This is a genomic window from Peptoniphilus sp. (assembly GCF_050943655.1).
GTDB lineage: Bacteria > Bacillota > Clostridia > Tissierellales > Peptoniphilaceae > Peptoniphilus_A.
In genome coordinates this window covers 1-16269 of record NZ_JBMNPQ010000032.1, presented here as the reverse complement: position 1 = coordinate 16269, position 16269 = coordinate 1, and the positions used below count along the sequence as shown (strand labels likewise).

At 31.8% G+C, this 16269-nt stretch carries 18 protein-coding genes; 2 read left to right on the top strand and 16 right to left on the bottom strand.

Annotated features, from left to right (window positions below; genetic code table 11):
- Positions 1-568: hypothetical protein (locus ACOX6R_RS04550; protein WP_433447716.1), on the top strand; the 568-nt coding region annotated here is incomplete at its 5' end.
- Positions 569-788: 220 nt separating this feature from the next.
- Here ACOX6R_RS04550 and rlmD read toward each other — a convergent pair.
- The 14 genes from rlmD to ACOX6R_RS04480 form a co-directional block, all read right to left on the bottom strand.
- Positions 789-2075 (bottom strand): 23S rRNA (uracil(1939)-C(5))-methyltransferase RlmD, encoded by a 1287-nt coding sequence (rlmD, locus tag ACOX6R_RS04545; protein ID WP_433447714.1) that lies wholly within the window; start codon positions 2073-2075, stop codon positions 789-791.
- Positions 2075-2887 (bottom strand): CvfB family protein, encoded by an 813-nt coding sequence (locus ACOX6R_RS04540; protein ID WP_433447712.1) that lies wholly within the window; start codon positions 2885-2887, stop codon positions 2075-2077. The genes rlmD and ACOX6R_RS04540 overlap by 1 nt, the downstream gene beginning before the upstream one ends.
- Positions 2878-3450, bottom strand: a complete 573-nt coding sequence (locus tag ACOX6R_RS04535; RefSeq protein ID WP_433447710.1) for a hypothetical protein — start codon at positions 3448-3450, stop codon at positions 2878-2880. Before ACOX6R_RS04535 ends, ACOX6R_RS04540 begins: the two co-directional genes overlap by 10 nt.
- A 54-nt stretch (positions 3451-3504) precedes the next feature.
- Positions 3505-4893, bottom strand: coding sequence for a VanW family protein (locus tag ACOX6R_RS04530; RefSeq protein WP_433447708.1), 1389 nt, complete (start codon positions 4891-4893; stop codon positions 3505-3507).
- Entirely contained in the window at positions 4893-5534 is a 642-nt protein-coding gene (gene nth / locus ACOX6R_RS04525; RefSeq protein ID WP_433447706.1) for an endonuclease III, read from the bottom strand. The genes ACOX6R_RS04530 and nth overlap by 1 nt, the downstream gene beginning before the upstream one ends.
- Positions 5535-5547: 13 nt before the next feature.
- On the bottom strand, positions 5548-5829 hold the full coding sequence (locus ACOX6R_RS04520) for a DUF503 domain-containing protein (RefSeq protein WP_433447704.1): 282 nt from the start codon (positions 5827-5829) through the stop codon (positions 5548-5550).
- Positions 5830-5904: 75 nt separating this feature from the next.
- Positions 5905-6399: an acyl-CoA thioesterase gene (locus ACOX6R_RS04515; RefSeq protein WP_433447702.1), complete on the bottom strand. Its 495-nt coding sequence runs from the start codon at positions 6397-6399 to the stop codon at positions 5905-5907.
- Complete coding sequence (locus ACOX6R_RS04510) at positions 6392-7315, bottom strand: pseudouridine-5'-phosphate glycosidase (protein WP_433447699.1); 924 nt, start codon at positions 7313-7315, stop codon at positions 6392-6394. Before ACOX6R_RS04510 ends, ACOX6R_RS04515 begins: the two co-directional genes overlap by 8 nt.
- Positions 7305-8375 (bottom strand): PfkB family carbohydrate kinase, encoded by a 1071-nt coding sequence (locus ACOX6R_RS04505; protein WP_433447696.1) that lies wholly within the window; start codon positions 8373-8375, stop codon positions 7305-7307. Before ACOX6R_RS04505 ends, ACOX6R_RS04510 begins: the two co-directional genes overlap by 11 nt.
- A 108-nt stretch (positions 8376-8483) precedes the next feature.
- Positions 8484-9086 carry a thymidine kinase gene (locus ACOX6R_RS04500; protein WP_433447694.1) on the bottom strand — a complete coding sequence of 201 codons (603 nt, stop codon included), beginning with the start codon at positions 9084-9086 and terminating at the stop codon, positions 8484-8486.
- Positions 9087-9095: 9 nt separating this feature from the next.
- Positions 9096-9698 carry a peptidylprolyl isomerase gene (locus ACOX6R_RS04495; RefSeq protein WP_433447693.1) on the bottom strand — a complete coding sequence of 201 codons (603 nt, stop codon included), beginning with the start codon at positions 9696-9698 and terminating at the stop codon, positions 9096-9098.
- 13 nt (positions 9699-9711) lie between these two features.
- Entirely contained in the window at positions 9712-11073 is a 1362-nt protein-coding gene (locus tag ACOX6R_RS04490; protein WP_433447691.1) for an MATE family efflux transporter, read from the bottom strand.
- A gap of 17 nt (positions 11074-11090) precedes the next feature.
- Complete coding sequence (gene map / locus ACOX6R_RS04485; protein ID WP_433447689.1) at positions 11091-11846, bottom strand: type I methionyl aminopeptidase; 756 nt, start codon at positions 11844-11846, stop codon at positions 11091-11093.
- Complete coding sequence (locus tag ACOX6R_RS04480) at positions 11833-12735, bottom strand: tetratricopeptide repeat protein (protein ID WP_433447686.1); 903 nt, start codon at positions 12733-12735, stop codon at positions 11833-11835. Before ACOX6R_RS04480 ends, map begins: the two co-directional genes overlap by 14 nt.
- A gap of 85 nt (positions 12736-12820) precedes the next feature.
- Here ACOX6R_RS04480 and ACOX6R_RS04475 point away from each other — a divergent pair, with 85 nt between their 5' ends.
- Complete coding sequence (locus ACOX6R_RS04475; protein WP_433447684.1) at positions 12821-13756, top strand: TIGR01212 family radical SAM protein; 936 nt, start codon at positions 12821-12823, stop codon at positions 13754-13756.
- Positions 13757-13794: 38 nt separating this feature from the next.
- Here ACOX6R_RS04475 and ACOX6R_RS04470 read toward each other — a convergent pair whose 3' ends face one another.
- The gene (locus tag ACOX6R_RS04470) at positions 13795-15138 is read right to left on the bottom strand and encodes a butyryl-CoA:acetate CoA-transferase (protein WP_433447682.1); all 1344 of its coding nucleotides are present in this window, start codon (positions 15136-15138) and stop codon (positions 13795-13797) included.
- A gap of 20 nt (positions 15139-15158) precedes the next feature.
- Positions 15159-16269 (bottom strand): 3'-5' exonuclease (locus ACOX6R_RS04465; protein WP_433447680.1); only part of this gene is annotated, 1111 nt, incomplete at its 5' end.

Genomic DNA, 16269 nt, shown 5'->3' with positions numbered 1-16269 from the left:
AAGTCCTAAAAAATATGATGTTTGTGTTATTTGTGGTCATAAAAACTTCAATAGGGAAGCAAAGTTCTGCCCTATATGTGGTGTTTCTATATCTAACTTGTGTTCTAATAATAAAGAACATAAAGTTAAACTAACTGACTATTATTGCTCAGAATGCGGAAGCCCAACAACAATGAAGCAATATATTAAAGAAAGCAACGAAGAGAGAGGTGAACGAGATATGCTTTATGAAGATGGTGTAGATTTTGACGAGTCAACAATGAAAGTAAAAATTTGTCCTAGATGTGGAAACGAGGAATTTAGTGAAAACGCTGAGTTTTGTAGGATTTGTGGTACAAATTTATATAACGATTGCGAAGGCATTCATACTCAAGATTTTAATGGTTATGAAGAAGTTGGTGAAATACACCATAATCCAAGTAATGCCAGGTACTGTGAAACTTGTGGAGCTAAAACAAGATTTTTTATAGATGGAATTTTATGCGACCATAGTGAATATAATAAAAAATATACTAATGAATCTAACTCTGGCTTTAATTTCCCAGTCGATGATGAAATACCCTTTTAGCTAAAAGAACTAGCCGATTAACCTCGACTAGCTCTTTTTTATTTGTTCAACTATTTAAAGTGTCCATTCTCCCTATAAATATCTATCCTGTCTACACACCCTTATTATTTTTAAAGTTGATCTGTTCCCACAAAGGAAATTTAATCAAAAATATGACTTTTAAGATTTCTTCCAAAAATCCTAAAAGCCATTGATTTCAGCAGTCTCATACTCTATAATCTTATTTCCTTGACATCAATACTACAGTCTCCACATGAACGCTATTTGGAAATAAGTTTACCGGCGTTATTTCTTCCAACTTGTACACCTCTTTTAACATTTCTATATCTCTTGCCTGAGTTGCTGGGTTACATGAGATATATACAAGTCTTTCTACTGGGTTTTCTTTTAAGAAATCTACCAAGCTCTCATCTAATCCCTTCCTTGGTGGATCAACGATTATTTTATTTGGTGCTATGTTTTCTTCTTCTTTTAGCTTTGTTATTATTTCTTCAGCTGCTCCTTCTATAAACCTTGAGTCTAGTTTATTTTTATCTGCGTTTATTCTTGCATCTTCTACAGCTTGTGGAACAATTTCTATTCCTGTTACGTCTGCGCCTTTACTTGCTAAACAAAGTGAAATTGATCCCACTCCAGAGTATAAGTCATAAATTTTATCATTCGCTTTTATATCGAGATATTCTATTGCTTTGTTGTACAAAAATTCTACTGCAGGAATGTTTACTTGGAAAAATGATTTTGGCGATATGTTAAACTTAAGATCCAAAACTTTTTCTTCTAAATATTCATCTCCATATATCAATTTAAATTCATCTGAATAACGTGACTTGCCATTTTTATGATAATTGACATAAAAAGATGTTACGCCTATATCCATTAAATTTCCGATTATACTTTTGACGTCAAGTTTATTCTTATTTGTCACGAGTATTACCATGACTTCATTTTTGTAATTTGTCCTGATACCTATGGTCTTAATATCTCTTAAGTATTTAAATTTTGACAGAACCGTTAATACTTTATTTGCAGAGTCCTTTTGCATCAAGCAATTCGGAACCTGTGTAATATTTCTTGAATTTTTTTCAAATAACCCTATTACTCCATTCTTCACTTGAAACTGCATATTGTTTCTATATTTAAAATTTTCTGGAGAACTTATTATTTTTTTAGGTTCAATTGAAATTTTGCCAAGTTTTTCTAAGTTATTTCTGACCAAATTTTGTTTCCACTTTAACTCTTCTTCATCTTTTAATTCTAAAAAATCGCAACCACCGCATTTATCAGAATATGGACAGGGACTTTTTTGTCTCAAGCTAGAATAGTTTATTATTTTATTTATTCTCCCATTGTAATAATTCTTTTTCTCTTTTGTTATAAAGAATGAGACCTCATCTCCGATTATTCCACCGTCTAAAAATACAGGCACGCCATCAATTTTTGTAATACCTCTGCCCTTAAAGTCAAAATCTTCAATTATTCCCCTAAGTTCATTTTTGTTTTCAATCATTATCTCAACTCAATTTTTTTATCATAAATATCTATAAGTTTTCTTTTATATAAAGAACCAATTGCTCTTTTGTAGGCTTTTTTTGATAGTCCTGTTATGTCTTTAATAAGTTCTGGATCTGATTTGTCCCCAAGCTCGATTACTCCATTATTTTCTTCTAAAAGCTCTAAAATTTCATCGGCATCGGCATCCATTTGCTTGTATGCTTTTTGTCTAAGTGTAAGTGTTATATTTCCATTTTGTAAAATTCTTTGTACTCTTGCTTCTACTTCGTCGCCAATCTTGTATATCCCTTTTAGCTCTTCACTTGGAATCATACCATCGTATTCGTTTTCTATTGCAACAAAAGCTCCAGGCTTTCCCATTCCATAAATTGTTCCGTTAACATAGTCATTTACTTTAAACTTATCATTTTTCTTTAATTTATCTTTGATGTTCATCGTAAAAGCAAGTCTGTCGCTCTTGTCATGATATAGATAGAGCAAATATTCTTCACCCACATAGAGTCTACCTGTAGCTTCAGAAAATGGTAAAAATACATCTTTATCTGTACCATTGTCCACGAAATATCCAACTCTTGCTTTATCCACAACTTTTAATTTTTTTAAATCGCCAACTTCTGCAAATGGTTTTTTAAGTGTTGCTTCAAAGTCTCCGTGACCATTATAAATAAAAGCGTCTACCTTATCACCAATATTTAAATTTTTGCCTTCATCTTTATTTAAGACTACTTTTCTTGTTCCATCTGATAAATATATTCTGCCATTTTCTTTCGATTCGACTGTTAACTTTTGTACTTTTCCTAAATCCATGATTTCTCCTCTATAATTTCTTTGCCAATTTGTGGCATTTTTTCGTGCCAATCATCAAGTATTGCATAATCAATGTTTTTAATAAAATCTATACCATAGTATATAAATGCTGGATGTCTTGATAAGTTCATAAAAATTTCTTTAGCTCTAATTACTTCACCTAGATTATAATATTTTGTCATAAGCATTCCAAACTTTACGCACTCTTCTACTGTTGAATCTCTCATTAGTAAAATTGAAAGTCCTATTAACTTATCTTCTGAAAATTCTATTTTTTGCATGAGATGAGTTAAAAAATGTCTTTCTGATTCTATTGCTCTATGTTCTTTAAAGAAATCTTCAAATTCTTTAATAGCTTCTTCTTTCCTCGCATAATAATCATCGACAGCTTGATTAATTTCTCTTGTTGAAATATGTTTTACCTGAACCTCTCCCTTTGCGATTTGTAATTCATAACTTCCATCCGTTAAATTTAAATCATCATAAAGCTCAGGATTAAATCCTGTTTCTAAGAGTCTTCTATATATTGACTTTTCTTTTCTGAATTTTTTAAATATCTTCATAACTGTATTTTACCATACTTTCTGCACTTTAAAAAAGAGTGCCCTTAAGCACTCTTAATCTTCATCTTCAGAACTATCGTCATTTGATGTTCCTGTTCCAATAACTACTACCTTGTCTTTAGGTACATAGTAAGAATTTGATAGTTTTTCTTTGCTGACTACCTTACCGTCTCTAATTACTTCTTTATAGGTTACATAAGAATAGCCTTTTGCTCCCGATTCTTTGACAACTTCTTGTCCTTCAGAAATATTATCCGAATATGTTGTAATGACATTAGGACTTACTACTCCAAGAAGCTGAGGTACCATTTTTACTGTATAGTCTCTATCCTTGGAATTACCAAAAACTTTAAAGCTTAGATTTTCTCCATTTGCATCTGCCATTATTAGTATTGGATTTTCTGTATTATTTTTAAATTTTAAGTCTTTATAATTGCTAACGACTGCAGCATCTGTTCCCAAGTCTACATAATTAATTGGCCTTGAGTGATTATGCCTTTCCACTATTTCTAAGTCACTCATGACAAGTGAATTATAAAGAGTTGTAGATACTTGACATACTCCCCCACCAATTCCACTTTCGCTTTTGCCACCAACTATAACTGTTGCTGTTTTAAATCCTTTATCTGCAGTTATTTCGCCAACTACATCATTAAATGAAATTTCTTGACCTGGCTCTACTTTTAAGTTATTGAATTTAGATGATGCTATTTTTATATTTTCTTTTCTTCCTTTAGGTGAAGATGAATAGTTCGTTTCAAATTCTGCGTATAGCTTGTCAATTCCTGCAAAGTAATCTGATTTAACATTTGGCTCAGTCTTATAGATTGGCAGTTCGATTTTATCCTTATTGATGAAGTCAGCTTCTATTAATTTTGTAAATTCATCATTATCTAAATATTGACCAATTTTTTCTTTTACAACGACAACCTCACCATTTGGATTAACTTTAATGTATGAATCAACTGGTTTTATATAAGTTTTTGCATTTAAATCGTACAAAACATTATCTAAAGCGTCTCTATTAATGTCACCCTCTGCAATAATATTTTTATTAAATATTGGTGAAAAAGTAATCTGGAAGAAATTTTTTATACCACTATCACTTCTTCCCACTTCATATGCCTTCTCGATAGCGTCGTCTAAATTTAATGTATATCCAAATCTCTGCAAGCTATAAGTGTACTCTTTATCACCATAAGTGAAGTTAATCTCATGCTCTCTAATTCTTTTGTCTGTTTCTTTTTTTACAACATCTTTTGCCTGATCTTTACTTAAATTAGAAACGGCAATGCCTTCAATTTTTACACCTTTATGGATATTAGGCGAATTGTTTTCCACAAAATAAAAAATTAAAGAAATTAATATAAAAACAAGAACAGCAATCGAAGCAATTAAAGCTCTTCGATCTATATTTTCAATTTTAGATTTAAAACTTTCCATTACTTATCTCCATAATATTTACAAATATGATTTATTTCACAAGTCTCACAATTTGGATTTCTTGCAAAGCACGTTCTCCTACCATGAAATATAAAAAGATGATGAGCTTTTGTCCATCGCTCTTTAGGTATTACCTTCTGCAGAGCTTTCTCTGTATTAGATACATTTTTTTCATCTACAAATCCAATGCGATTGCTAACTCTAAATACATGAGTATCAACTGCTATTGCCGGAACACCAAAACAAGTAGATGCAACAACATTTGCAGTTTTTCTGCCTACTCCTGGAAGAGTCATTAACTCCTTAATTGTCTTTGGCACTTCACCACCAAAGTCTTCTAACAATACCTTGCTAGTTGCTTTTATATTTTTGGCTTTGTTTCTAAATAAACCACATTCTTTTATTAAATCTTCCAAGAATAAAATATCCATATTGGCAAAATCCTGTGGCTTATTATATTTTTTAAACATCTCACTAGTTACTTTATTTACTCTAACATCGGTGCATTGTGCAGATAAAATCGTAGCTACGAGAAGTTCAAAGGGACTATCGTGCTCAAGCTCGCACTTTGCATCTGGATAAACTTTTTCTAAAATATCTAAACAAAGATTTGCTTCATCCTTTGTCAGCAAATTATTCAATTAATCACCATGCCTATAATATTTCTCTGTCTATATCAATTATTTCAATTTCAGAATAAGAAGACATAAATTTTGTAACACTTTCTATAGTTTGTTCCACTATAACCTTATCATTTGAGACGATTGCAAAACCTATCAAGGCCTTTTGCCACTTGTCGTTATATCCTACCTCTGAGATTGATATATTAAATCTATTTTTTGATTTTTCTATAATACTTTTTACAATGCGTCGTTTTTCTTTTAAAGAATTTGCCTCATAAATAAAAATTTCGCATGTACATATTCCTATTAACATATTTTAATTATAACATAGTTTTTAAATATATTTTCACATAAATAACACAAAATCCGGGACTTTCACCCGGAATTTTTAATATTTGCAATTTAAAAAGCTTTCTATTCTTTTGTTTTCCATTCTTCTCATTTTATTTATTTGACGTCTGTTTTCGTAACCATCAATTATCATTTTCTCTTCTTCGGTTTCTGGAATAATTCCTGGTATTGTTCCAGGCTCTAGTTCCTTGACCTTAAAGGTTAAAAAACAAGTTGCCACAATTTCTTTTTCACCAGTCATAGAAATTTCACGATAAAACTTAGTGAAGGTCTCAACCGATGTTTTGCCAACGCCAGAGACGATAGTAACTGCAGTTAAAAAGTCTCCCTTAAAAGTTGGCTTAATAAATTGTAACGAGTCGCATGATATAGTTGCAATTCTACTCCTGACATGTCTTAAGACAGTTGTGCCCGAATTGTGATCGGCAATGTCAAATAGAACTGGACCATAAAGAGAACCACCAGAGTTTATGTCTTTTGGCATAACTCCATAAGTGTAAATAGTTTTTGATTCTGACGTTTTCTTATTCATATAGATATTTAGCTACTTCAGCACCAAGTCTTGCATTATTTTTTACAAGAGCGATGTTTGCCTCTAAAGATTTTCCTTCAGTAGCTTCCAAAACCTTAGTTAGTAAAAATGGTGTTGTCTCTTTTCCGTGAATGTGTTTTTCTTCAGCCTCAACTAGAGCTTCTTCGATAGCTTTGTTGATTTTGTCTTCATCCATTGAGTCAGCTTCAGGAATTGGATTAGTTAAAAGAATTCCTCCCTTTAGTCCAAGATCCCATTGTGTTAGAGCAGCACGTGCAGCTTCTTCTGGATTATTAATTTTATAATCTACTTTAAATTCACTCTTGCGAGTAAAGAATGCTGGCATATATTCTGTTTGGTAACCAAAAACAGGAACTCCCTTAGTTTCTAGATATTCTAAAGTTAGTCCAATATCTAAAATAGATTTGCAACCTGCACATACAATCATTATGTCATTTGATGCAAGTTCTTCTAAGTCACGTGAAATATCAAAAGTTACTTCTGCATTTCTGTGAACTCCACCAAGTCCTCCTGTTACAAATATTTTTAAACCAGCAAGTCTTGCTGCAATTATAGTAGATGCAACAGTTGTAGCTCCGTTTAATTTTTGAGATACGATATATGCAAAATCTCTTCTTGATGCTTTGATGATGTCCTTAGAAGTTGCCATAAATTCTAATTCTTCCTCAGACAAACCAATTTTAATCTTTCCATTAATTATAGCTGTTGTAGCTGGCACTGCACCATTTTCTCTAATTATTTCTTCACATGCTTTTGCAGTTTCAATATTTTGTGGGTATGGCATTCCGTGAGAAATTATTGTGGATTCTAATGCAACTATTGGTTTATTTTCTTCCATTGCTCTTTTAACTTCATCGCTAAAATCTAAATATTTTTTTAAGTGATCAAAATTCATTTAATTCATCCTCCAAATTTTTTAAATTTATTTCTTCAGAACTTGTACTCTCGCTCTTTAGTGCAATTCTTGCCATTGCATCTGCAACACTAAGTCTATCTTTAATATCATATTCGTTAAAGAGTCCATATACATAACCTGCCATAAAAGCATCTCCTGCCCCACTGGCATTTACAACTTCTATTGGCCTTGACTCTTTAATTATAAAATTATCTTTATCAAAATAATATGAGCCTTTCTCTCCAGCTGTTATAACTAAAGAATGTAGACCTTTACTTATTAAATTTTTACCAATTTCTTCTAAATTATCGCTTTCTACATCAGCTAAAGCTTTTGCCTCATAGATATTTAATTTCAAAAAATATATTCCGTCTAGAATATCTTTTAGTTTTAAAGCTTTTACTGTGGAAACACCATCTATTAAAAGTTTTGCATCAACATTTTTATAGATGACTTCTAATGTTTCTTTTTCCAAATTAGTATCGACTACGACATATTTTGCATTTTCTAAAATAGTTTTGTTTTTTAAAATATAATCTTTATCAATCTTTTTTAGAAGTTCCATGTCGCTAATTGCAACTCTCATGTCCTTTTCATCATCTAAGACTGCAAGATAATGAGGAGTGTCGCCATTTTCAAATAATATTTTTGAAGTGTCTACGTTTAAAGCATTTAATTCTTCAAAAATTTTTACACCTGCATCATCTTCTCCTAGAACGGACAAAAAAGTTGTGTTTACTTCTAAACGCGAAAGATTTTCACAAATATTTCTAGCAACTCCACCGCTTGAATAAGTAATTCTGCCGGGATTTGAGTCTTTGTCTTTTAACTTATTAAAACTAGAACCAACAATATCCATATTGCAACCTCCAAGGATTGCAACATACTCATCTTCCCGCAAGATATATCCACGCCCTATAATAAATCCTTGGTTGGATAAATTGTTGATATGGGTTGATACACCTGAGCGGGTAATATTTAATTTTTCTGCAATTTCCTGTTGAGATATCATAGGATTAGATTTTATTAAATCAATTATCTCTTTTTCTCTAGGAGTCAAAATATCACCTCTAGTCTTTTGTCTATATTATAATCAGTTGATTATATAAAGTCAATATGTATTCCAATAAAAAAACTATTTAAGACATATGCCCTAAATAGTTTTATTTTAGATAAAAGTTTCTTGGTTTTTATTTAGTTTATCATTAATCATAGCTTTTTTGTAACAAGCTCTGCATAGCGGTTCGTATTCTTCGATTGCTCCAATCTCAACTCTTTTGTCGCTAGCAATTTTTCTGTGCGAAACCCACGCATCTGCACCACAACTTTTGCAAACAGCATGATGCTTGTGTAAGTAATCAGCTTTTGGCATGAGCTCTTTAACTATTTCAAAGGGCTTTGCTGTGTAGTCCATATCTAGTCCTGCTATGACAACAGTAATTCCCTTTCCAAGTATTTTTTCAATATTTGATAATACATTTTCTGGACTATCATTTAAAAATTGGACCTCATCGATTCCAATAACTTCTGGAGATCTTTTTTCAACTTCTCTTAGGATATCATCAGAAGTTTCAACAGGCATTGCTTTTAAAGAAATTTTATCATGAGTTACAATTTCCTTTTTTGAATATCTGCTATCCACAATAGGTTTAAATGCAACAACTTTATAATTTGCTATTGAAAATCTCTTTAAATCTTTTTCTAGAGAACTAGTCTTTCCAGAAAACATGGATCCAGTGTGAATTATCATTCTACCTCTGTATTGATGCATGCGTATCTCCTAGTCTATTTTTTCTATAATTGCTGATTCAATTACAATGTCATTTACTGGCTTGTCCATAAAGCCAACTCTTGTAGAGGCAATATCATCTACTACATCCATTCCTTCAAACACTTGACCAAATACAGTGTGCTTTCCGTCTAACCAAAATGCTCCGCCATGTTCTTTATATCCGTCAATAATATCATCAGAATATCCGCCTTCTGCTCCAATTTCTTCCATTTGAGAAATAATATCTGCAGGAACTTTATCGCCTTGAACTATAAAAAATTGTGAACCATTTGTGTTTGGTCCAGAGTTTGCCATTGAAAGAGCACCCCTGAAGTTTCTAAAATTAATATCAAATTCATCTTCAAAAGGTTTTTCCCATTTGCTCTTGCCACCCATTCCTGAACCAGTTGGGTCTCCACCTTGAATCATAAAATTATTTATAACTCTATGAAAAATAATTCCGTCATAATATTTATCTTGAATTAAAGACTTAAAGTTTTCCACTGCCTTTGGTGCAGCTTCTGGAAATAATCTAATCTTAATTGTTCCTTTATTTGTATTTAATACAGCTATATCTTCTCCAGCTTGTGGTTTTTCAAATTGTTTTAACATAATATCTCCTTTATTAAAAATCCTTCATATTTATTGTAAAGCCCTTAGTCTTTTTTCGCAAATGTAAATACAATATATTTAAAATAATTCCCTTTAAAATTGAACTAATTGTCATGGCTAGCCAAATTCCAAGAACTCCTATTTTTGGCATAAAGAGTAGTGCCAGTGGAATTCTTAAAATATTTAAAATAACAGCATTTATCCCAGGATACTTTGTAAGCCCAAGTCCATTTAACATTCCAGTGGTTCCAATCTCAAGTGCCATAAAATATTGAGAAAATGCCATAATCTTTAGATAGTCAACTCCAGCTTTAATTGCCAAGGGATCTTTTGGAATAAAAAGTCTAAATAAATCCTCTGCAAAAATAAACAATAGACAAGCTGCAAAGATTCCAATTATATTAATAATCTTAAGACATTCTCTTCTTCCTTCTTGAAGTCTATCATAATTTTTGGCACCATAATTTTGTCCAAAAAATGCAGAAAAAGCTACTGCAAATCCATCTGAAGTCATCCATGAAATAGATTCTATCTGTGAACCAATGGAATAAACTGCTGCATACATTGCACCAAATGAGGCAATATATTTGTTTAGAATAATTCCAACTGTTGCATGAATTACTGACTGCATAGATGCAGGTACACCTAAAATTAAGTGATTTTTAAAATATTTTTTATCTGGAATTTTAGAATAATCATTTTTTATAAAAATTTGTCTACTTCTTATCCCAACAAATATATAAATAAAAGTTGCAACAGCTTGTGCTATAACTGTGGCAAGAGCTGCTCCTGCAACTTCAAGCCTTGGAAAAACTCCAATCCCAAAAATTAAAAGTGGATCGAGAATTAAATTTGTAATAAGTGCAATAATAGATATCTTAAAAGGCGTTACTGAATTGCCCTTTGAATAAAAAGTAGCTGAAAGCATTGGATTAAAAAATGTAAAAATTAGTCCAACAGAAATAATGTAAAGGTACATGACAGCCATTTCGTGAACTTCTTTTTTAAACCCATAGATACCTATGAGCTGCTCTCTAAATAAAATATAAATTGCAGATAATACTAAACATATAATTAGATTTAAATAAAATCCACTTATCCAAACTTTTTTAGCTTCTTCATTATCGCCCCTACCATAGGCCTGCGCAAGTCCTACAGAAGTTCCAGTTTTAGCTATTAGAGTAATTGACTGTGCCATCCATATATAAAAAGCTCCTGCACCAACAGATGCAACAGCTTCAGTAGAAAGTCGTCCAAGCCACATCAAATCTATTAACTGATATGCCATTTGAACAAAGGCAATACCCATAAGAGGCATTGCCATTTTTATTAAAGTTTTAAAAATATTGCCCTCTAATAAATTTGCTTTCTTCATACGCAATCACTCATACATTAGCAATCGCCTTGGTCAGTTATTATTATAGGTCCATTTTCAGTAATTGCAATTTGATGCTCATATTGAGCAGAAAGTGAGCCGTCTAATGTCCTTGCAGTCCAACCGTTGCTATCCATTTTTAATTCTTTTTTGCCCATATTAATCATAGGCTCGATAGTAAATACCATTCCCTCTTGAAGTCTTACTCCACGTCCAGCCTTTCCATAATGAAGCACTTGAGGATCTTCGTGCATTTCTCTTCCAATTCCATGGCCGACAAATTCTCTTACAACTGAATATCCATTTGACTCTGCGTGTGTTTGAACTGCATGAGAAATATCACCAAGTCTATTTCCTAGAACTGCCTGTTCAATTCCTTTATACATTGACTCTCTTGTAACTTTTAGAAGTCTTTTAGCATCGTCACTTACATTTCCCACTTCATAGGACCAAGCTGAGTCAGCAAGCCAATCATTGTAATTTACAACCATATCTACAGTTATAATGTCGCCATCTTTTAAAACATATTCGCTAGGAAATCCATGACAAATTTCATCATTTACTGATGCACAAATTGAATAAGGAAATCCCTCATATCCTTTTTGTTCAGGTGTTGCATTGTGTTTTAATAAATAGTTTTCTACAAATCTATCGATATCAATAGTTTTTACACCAGGTTTAATAAAGTCCCTAAGTTCGTGATGCACTGAAGCTAAAATTTTGCCTGCTTCTTGCATTTTTTTAATTTCATCTTTTGTTTTAATTATTATCATTTCTTAACTCCCCCATTATTTCCATCAAGTCTGGATCTGTACTTGCCCAGACTTCTGCATCTTTATTTATTTCAATGGCCCTTTTAATTTCTGATTTTGATTTAGCCTTATCACCAAGTATACTAAACACACATGCCTTGTTGTAGTGAAGATTTACACTTTCTGGAAATCTCATAAGTCCAGTGTCTAAAATATCTAGCGCCTCTTTATATCTTTTTTCTTCAATATAAATTGCTGACATATTCAAAAATAAAAAAGGGTCTTTAAATTTATCTATTGCTTCATAATATACATTAAGTGCCAAGTCATTCTTACCCTCTTTTTTGTAAAGAACTCCCCTATTATAAAGTGCTCTTCCATAATCGGGATTAATCTCAAGAGATTTTTCAATACATTTCTTGGCACATTCGTCCTTATTTAAACCTTCATAAAGCGAACCTAAATCATTTAAGCTGACATAGTCATAGGGATTTAAACTAATTGCAGTCTTAAAATGATTTATTGCAAGGTCTTTTTCGCCAATTTTGTCATATAAAAGAGCCAAGTAATAGTGAGCCCTGTCATAGTTTTCATCAAGATCTATTGCCTTTTTGTAATTTTTAATCGAGTACTCATCGCTCTCTTTTAAAAATTCTCCCACCATTGCGAGACCGTAATATGCTCCTGGTTCTTCCTTAGTTTTTAAAATCTCTTTATAAATATCTTTGGCATTATTAAAATTTTCATTTTCTATCTCGAGATCTGCAATTTCAAATAAAATCGAAATTTTCTCGTCTTCGTTTGGAGCAAAATCTAAAGCTTTTTCTAAAGTTTTAATGGCCTTAAGAGTATCTCCTTGAAATATAAATTTTCTCGATAGAACAATATAATTTTTATACTTTACATTCATCTTATCACTCACTCTTTATATTATATAATATTTTTTAAAATTCGCCACCTTTCGAATTCTTTAGTATAATTAAACTGGTGATTTGATGAGAAGATTTTTATCTTTTAATGATTTTTTTAAAGAATACTTTAATGGAAAGACTGTCAAACTATCTCTCGATGGAGGATTTACTTGTCCAAATAGAGACGGCACTCTTTCAAAGAGGGGCTGTATATTTTGCACAGATAAAGGTAGCGGTGAATTTGCCGGCAATAGATGCGAAAGTATTAGTGAGCAAATTGATTCTCAAAAAGATTTTTTACTGAAAAAATGGAAAGCTCAGAACTTCATTGCTTATTTTCAAAACTTCACCAATACTTACGGCGATTTAAATAGTATTAAATCAATTTACGATGAAGTAATTAAAAGAGATGACATCAAAGGAATTTCAATAGCAACTAGATGCGACTGTTTAGATAAAGAAGTCTTAAAATATTTAAAAGAGCTCTCAGAAGAAAAACTTCTTTGGCTCGAGCTTGGGATGCAAACTACAAATGAAAAGACCATAAAACTTATAAATCGAGGCTACAGCCACAAAGTATTTGACGAAAAAGTAAATGAACTCAAAGAAAATAACATATTATTTTTAATTCACGCAATTTTTGGGCTGCCATATGAAAATAAGACTGACTACATTGACACTATTAATTATATAAAAAATATTTATCCCTTTGGTGTTAAGTTCCACAATTTATACATCTGCAAAAATACGGACATTTACAATATGTATAGAAAAGAAAATTTTGATTTAATGACAAGAGAAGATTATATTGAAACTATTATCTACGCCATTTCAAATATGCCTAAGAATACTGTTATCCATAGAATTACTGGCGATCCAGATAAAAGAAGTCTCTTTGAACCAAAATGGTGCGCCGACAAGTTGTCTGTGATTTCAGAAATTGATAAAGAGTTAAAAAATAGAAATTTTGATGTTAAAACTAAAGAAGACATAAAAGAAGCCATTGACTACTGGTTATGAGTCAATGGCTTATATTTTAATTTAAATAGTTGTGGAAATTATCTCTTGTTTGAATTTCTCCAAATATTCATTCTTTCTGCTTCTTTAATTAGGTCATCTCTAAATTCTGGAGCTGAGATATTGATTAAACCTTCTGCTCTTTCCCAAGTAGATTTACCCTTGCAGTTGAATTTACCGTGTTCAGTTACAACCCAGTGAGTGTTTGGTCTTGCAGCTGTAATTGCAGATCCTGTTGCAAAGTCAGGAACTATATTAGATACGCTCTTGCCTGTTTTCTTGTTTGTATAAGTTGATGGCAAGCAAATAAATGATTTTCCACCTTTTGATAGATAAGCACCAAGTACAAAGTCAAGTTGTCCACCAGCACCAGAGATGTGTCTGTATCCTGCTGATTCAGAACTTACTTGTCCAAATAAGTCTACGTTAACTGCAGAGTTAATAGATACAAAGTTATCAATTTGAGAAATAACTCTAGCATCATTTGTATAGCTTACAGGTGCTGCCATTACTTGTGAGTTCATATCCATGTAATCATACATTTCTTGTGAACCTGCAGCGAAACCATATACTTGTCTAAATCTATCTATATTCTTTTTAGATCCGTTGATTTTTCCTTTTTTAGAAAGTTCAACAAATGCGTCTACATACATTTCAGTGTGAACACCTAAATCTTTAAGATCAGATTCACCAATCATAAGACCTACTGCGTTAGGCATGCCACCAATTCCAAGTTGAAGAGTTGCTCCGTTTGGAATTTCTTCTACTATTTGTCTTGCAACAGCTTTATCAACTTCATTAAATCCGCCCTTAGGAAGTGTAGCTAAATCAGGATTATCTCCTTCAATAATGTAGTCAACTTTATCAATTGAAACTTCGTGTTCGAATCCACCTTGACAAGTTGGAAGTTTTTCGTTAACTTCAATAATAACTACATCTGCAGCTTCAATTACTGCGTATAGATGTGAGCAGTTAAGACCAAAGTTAAACATTCCGTGTTTATTCATTGGAGTTGCAGCGATAATTGCAATGTTAACTTCACAGTTTTCTCTATACCATTTAGGAAGTTCAGAATATCTAAGTGGTGCATAGAATCCACCTGGAGTATTGTTAATTCTTGCTCTATCTGGTCCACCAGCGTGCCATGAATTCCAAACTACTTTTTCACCATTTGGGTCTTTTTTAAATATTTCTGGTTCCCAAAGTAATACACCGCCTCTAACTTTGATTTCGTTAAGTTCATCAAGTCTTTCAGCAAGTGCGTGGTCAAAAGCAACTGGAGTGTTACCAGCCCATGCGTAGTCAAGCCACATATTATCTTTTACCATAGCTGCTGCTTCTTTTGCACTTATTAGTTTTGAAGCATATTCTTTCTTAAAATCCATAACTTTTTAAATCCTCCTATTTATAATATATAATCTTTATAAACTATATGTTTTCTAGTGAAATCTATGAATTCTGAAAACTCTTTCATAATGCTCGCAATTTCAGAGTCATGAGTTTCAACTTTCAACTTATTACTACCCCTTAGGTCATAAATATAAGCACCATTTATTTTTATATTGTACAAAGATTCAAAGATTTTTGAGTAAATCAAAACTTGAGGTTTGTATGTTTTTAATAGATATTCTTCATCTGCATCATTTGTCTTATAATCTACAATATAATATTTATCATCTATTTTAATTACAGCGTCAATATAGCCTTTTACTAGATAACCGTCTAGATTGTAATAAAATAAAAGTTCCTTATAGAGAACATCGTTTTCTTCCATTGATAGATAGTTTAAGCACAAGTTTTTTACTAAATTAAATTTATCTTCGTTTAACTCTTCCTCATAATAATTAAAAATTCTTTCAATATATAAATCAATATCACTATTGGAAGTATCATTTTTGTTGTTAGTCTTTGCAAAGTAATGAACAATTTCTCCAAGTAGTTTGGGATCCATAATTTTTTCTTCGCTATTACCATTTGTATAATCATCAATTCCCAAAAAATATTTTTTATAAAATTCTTCAGGGCTTCTTCTGAAATTTAAGAAGTCAGAGACTGTATAATATTCACGAATTCTAAATTCAGTTTCCTTATTAAAATTAAATAGCTCATGCTGAGTTTCATCTTGTGATTTTAATTTTTCTCTCTTAAAGGTGTACTCGCATACTTCCACACCTGAATCTTTAATGATTGAAAAGAAAGATGCAGGTCTTGATTTTTCATAATTTCCAAAAAGTACCAATTCCTTTTTAGCACGAGTCATGGCTACATAAAGTATTCTCTTTTCTTCTTCACTGTCAATGTCTCTTAAATTCCTATTTGCCCTGTCGAAATTTGCAGTAGAAAAGTTAGACTTAATTCCAAGACCCACCTCTTTATCTACAACTATTTTGTTTTTATTTGAAATCAAATTAGATTTATCCATATTTGCAATTATTACAGCATCAAATTCTAGACCTTTTGATTTGTGAATTGTAAGAACATTTACGCCCACTTCCAAATCATCGAATTCCTGTTTT

What these genes read in the sequence shown, in the direction of transcription:
- rlmD (WP_433447714.1), bottom strand. Translation starts at nt 2,075, where the DNA reads ATGATTGAAAACAAAAATGAACTTAGGGGAATAATTGAAGATTTTGAC.
- ACOX6R_RS04540 (WP_433447712.1), bottom strand. Translation starts at nt 2,887, where the DNA reads ATGGATTTAGGAAAAGTACAAAAGTTAACAGTCGAATCGAAAGAAAAT.
- ACOX6R_RS04535 (WP_433447710.1), bottom strand. Translation starts at nt 3,450, where the DNA reads ATGAAGATATTTAAAAAATTCAGAAAAGAAAAGTCAATATATAGAAGA.
- ACOX6R_RS04530 (WP_433447708.1), bottom strand. Translation starts at nt 4,893, where the DNA reads ATGGAAAGTTTTAAATCTAAAATTGAAAATATAGATCGAAGAGCTTTA.
- ACOX6R_RS04520 (WP_433447704.1), bottom strand. Translation starts at nt 5,829, where the DNA reads ATGTTAATAGGAATATGTACATGCGAAATTTTTATTTATGAGGCAAAT.
- ACOX6R_RS04515 (WP_433447702.1), bottom strand. Translation starts at nt 6,399, where the DNA reads ATGAATAAGAAAACGTCAGAATCAAAAACTATTTACACTTATGGAGTT.
- ACOX6R_RS04510 (WP_433447699.1), bottom strand. Translation starts at nt 7,315, where the DNA reads ATGAATTTTGATCACTTAAAAAAATATTTAGATTTTAGCGATGAAGTT.
- ACOX6R_RS04500 (WP_433447694.1), bottom strand. Translation starts at nt 9,086, where the DNA reads ATGCATCAATACAGAGGTAGAATGATAATTCACACTGGATCCATGTTT.
- ACOX6R_RS04495 (WP_433447693.1), bottom strand. Translation starts at nt 9,698, where the DNA reads ATGTTAAAACAATTTGAAAAACCACAAGCTGGAGAAGATATAGCTGTA.
- ACOX6R_RS04490 (WP_433447691.1), bottom strand. Translation starts at nt 11,073, where the DNA reads ATGAAGAAAGCAAATTTATTAGAGGGCAATATTTTTAAAACTTTAATA.
- map (WP_433447689.1), bottom strand. Translation starts at nt 11,846, where the DNA reads ATGATAATAATTAAAACAAAAGATGAAATTAAAAAAATGCAAGAAGCA.
- ACOX6R_RS04480 (WP_433447686.1), bottom strand. Translation starts at nt 12,735, where the DNA reads ATGAATGTAAAGTATAAAAATTATATTGTTCTATCGAGAAAATTTATA.
- ACOX6R_RS04475 (WP_433447684.1), top strand. Translation starts at nt 12,821, where the DNA reads ATGAGAAGATTTTTATCTTTTAATGATTTTTTTAAAGAATACTTTAAT.
- ACOX6R_RS04470 (WP_433447682.1), bottom strand. Translation starts at nt 15,138, where the DNA reads ATGGATTTTAAGAAAGAATATGCTTCAAAACTAATAAGTGCAAAAGAA.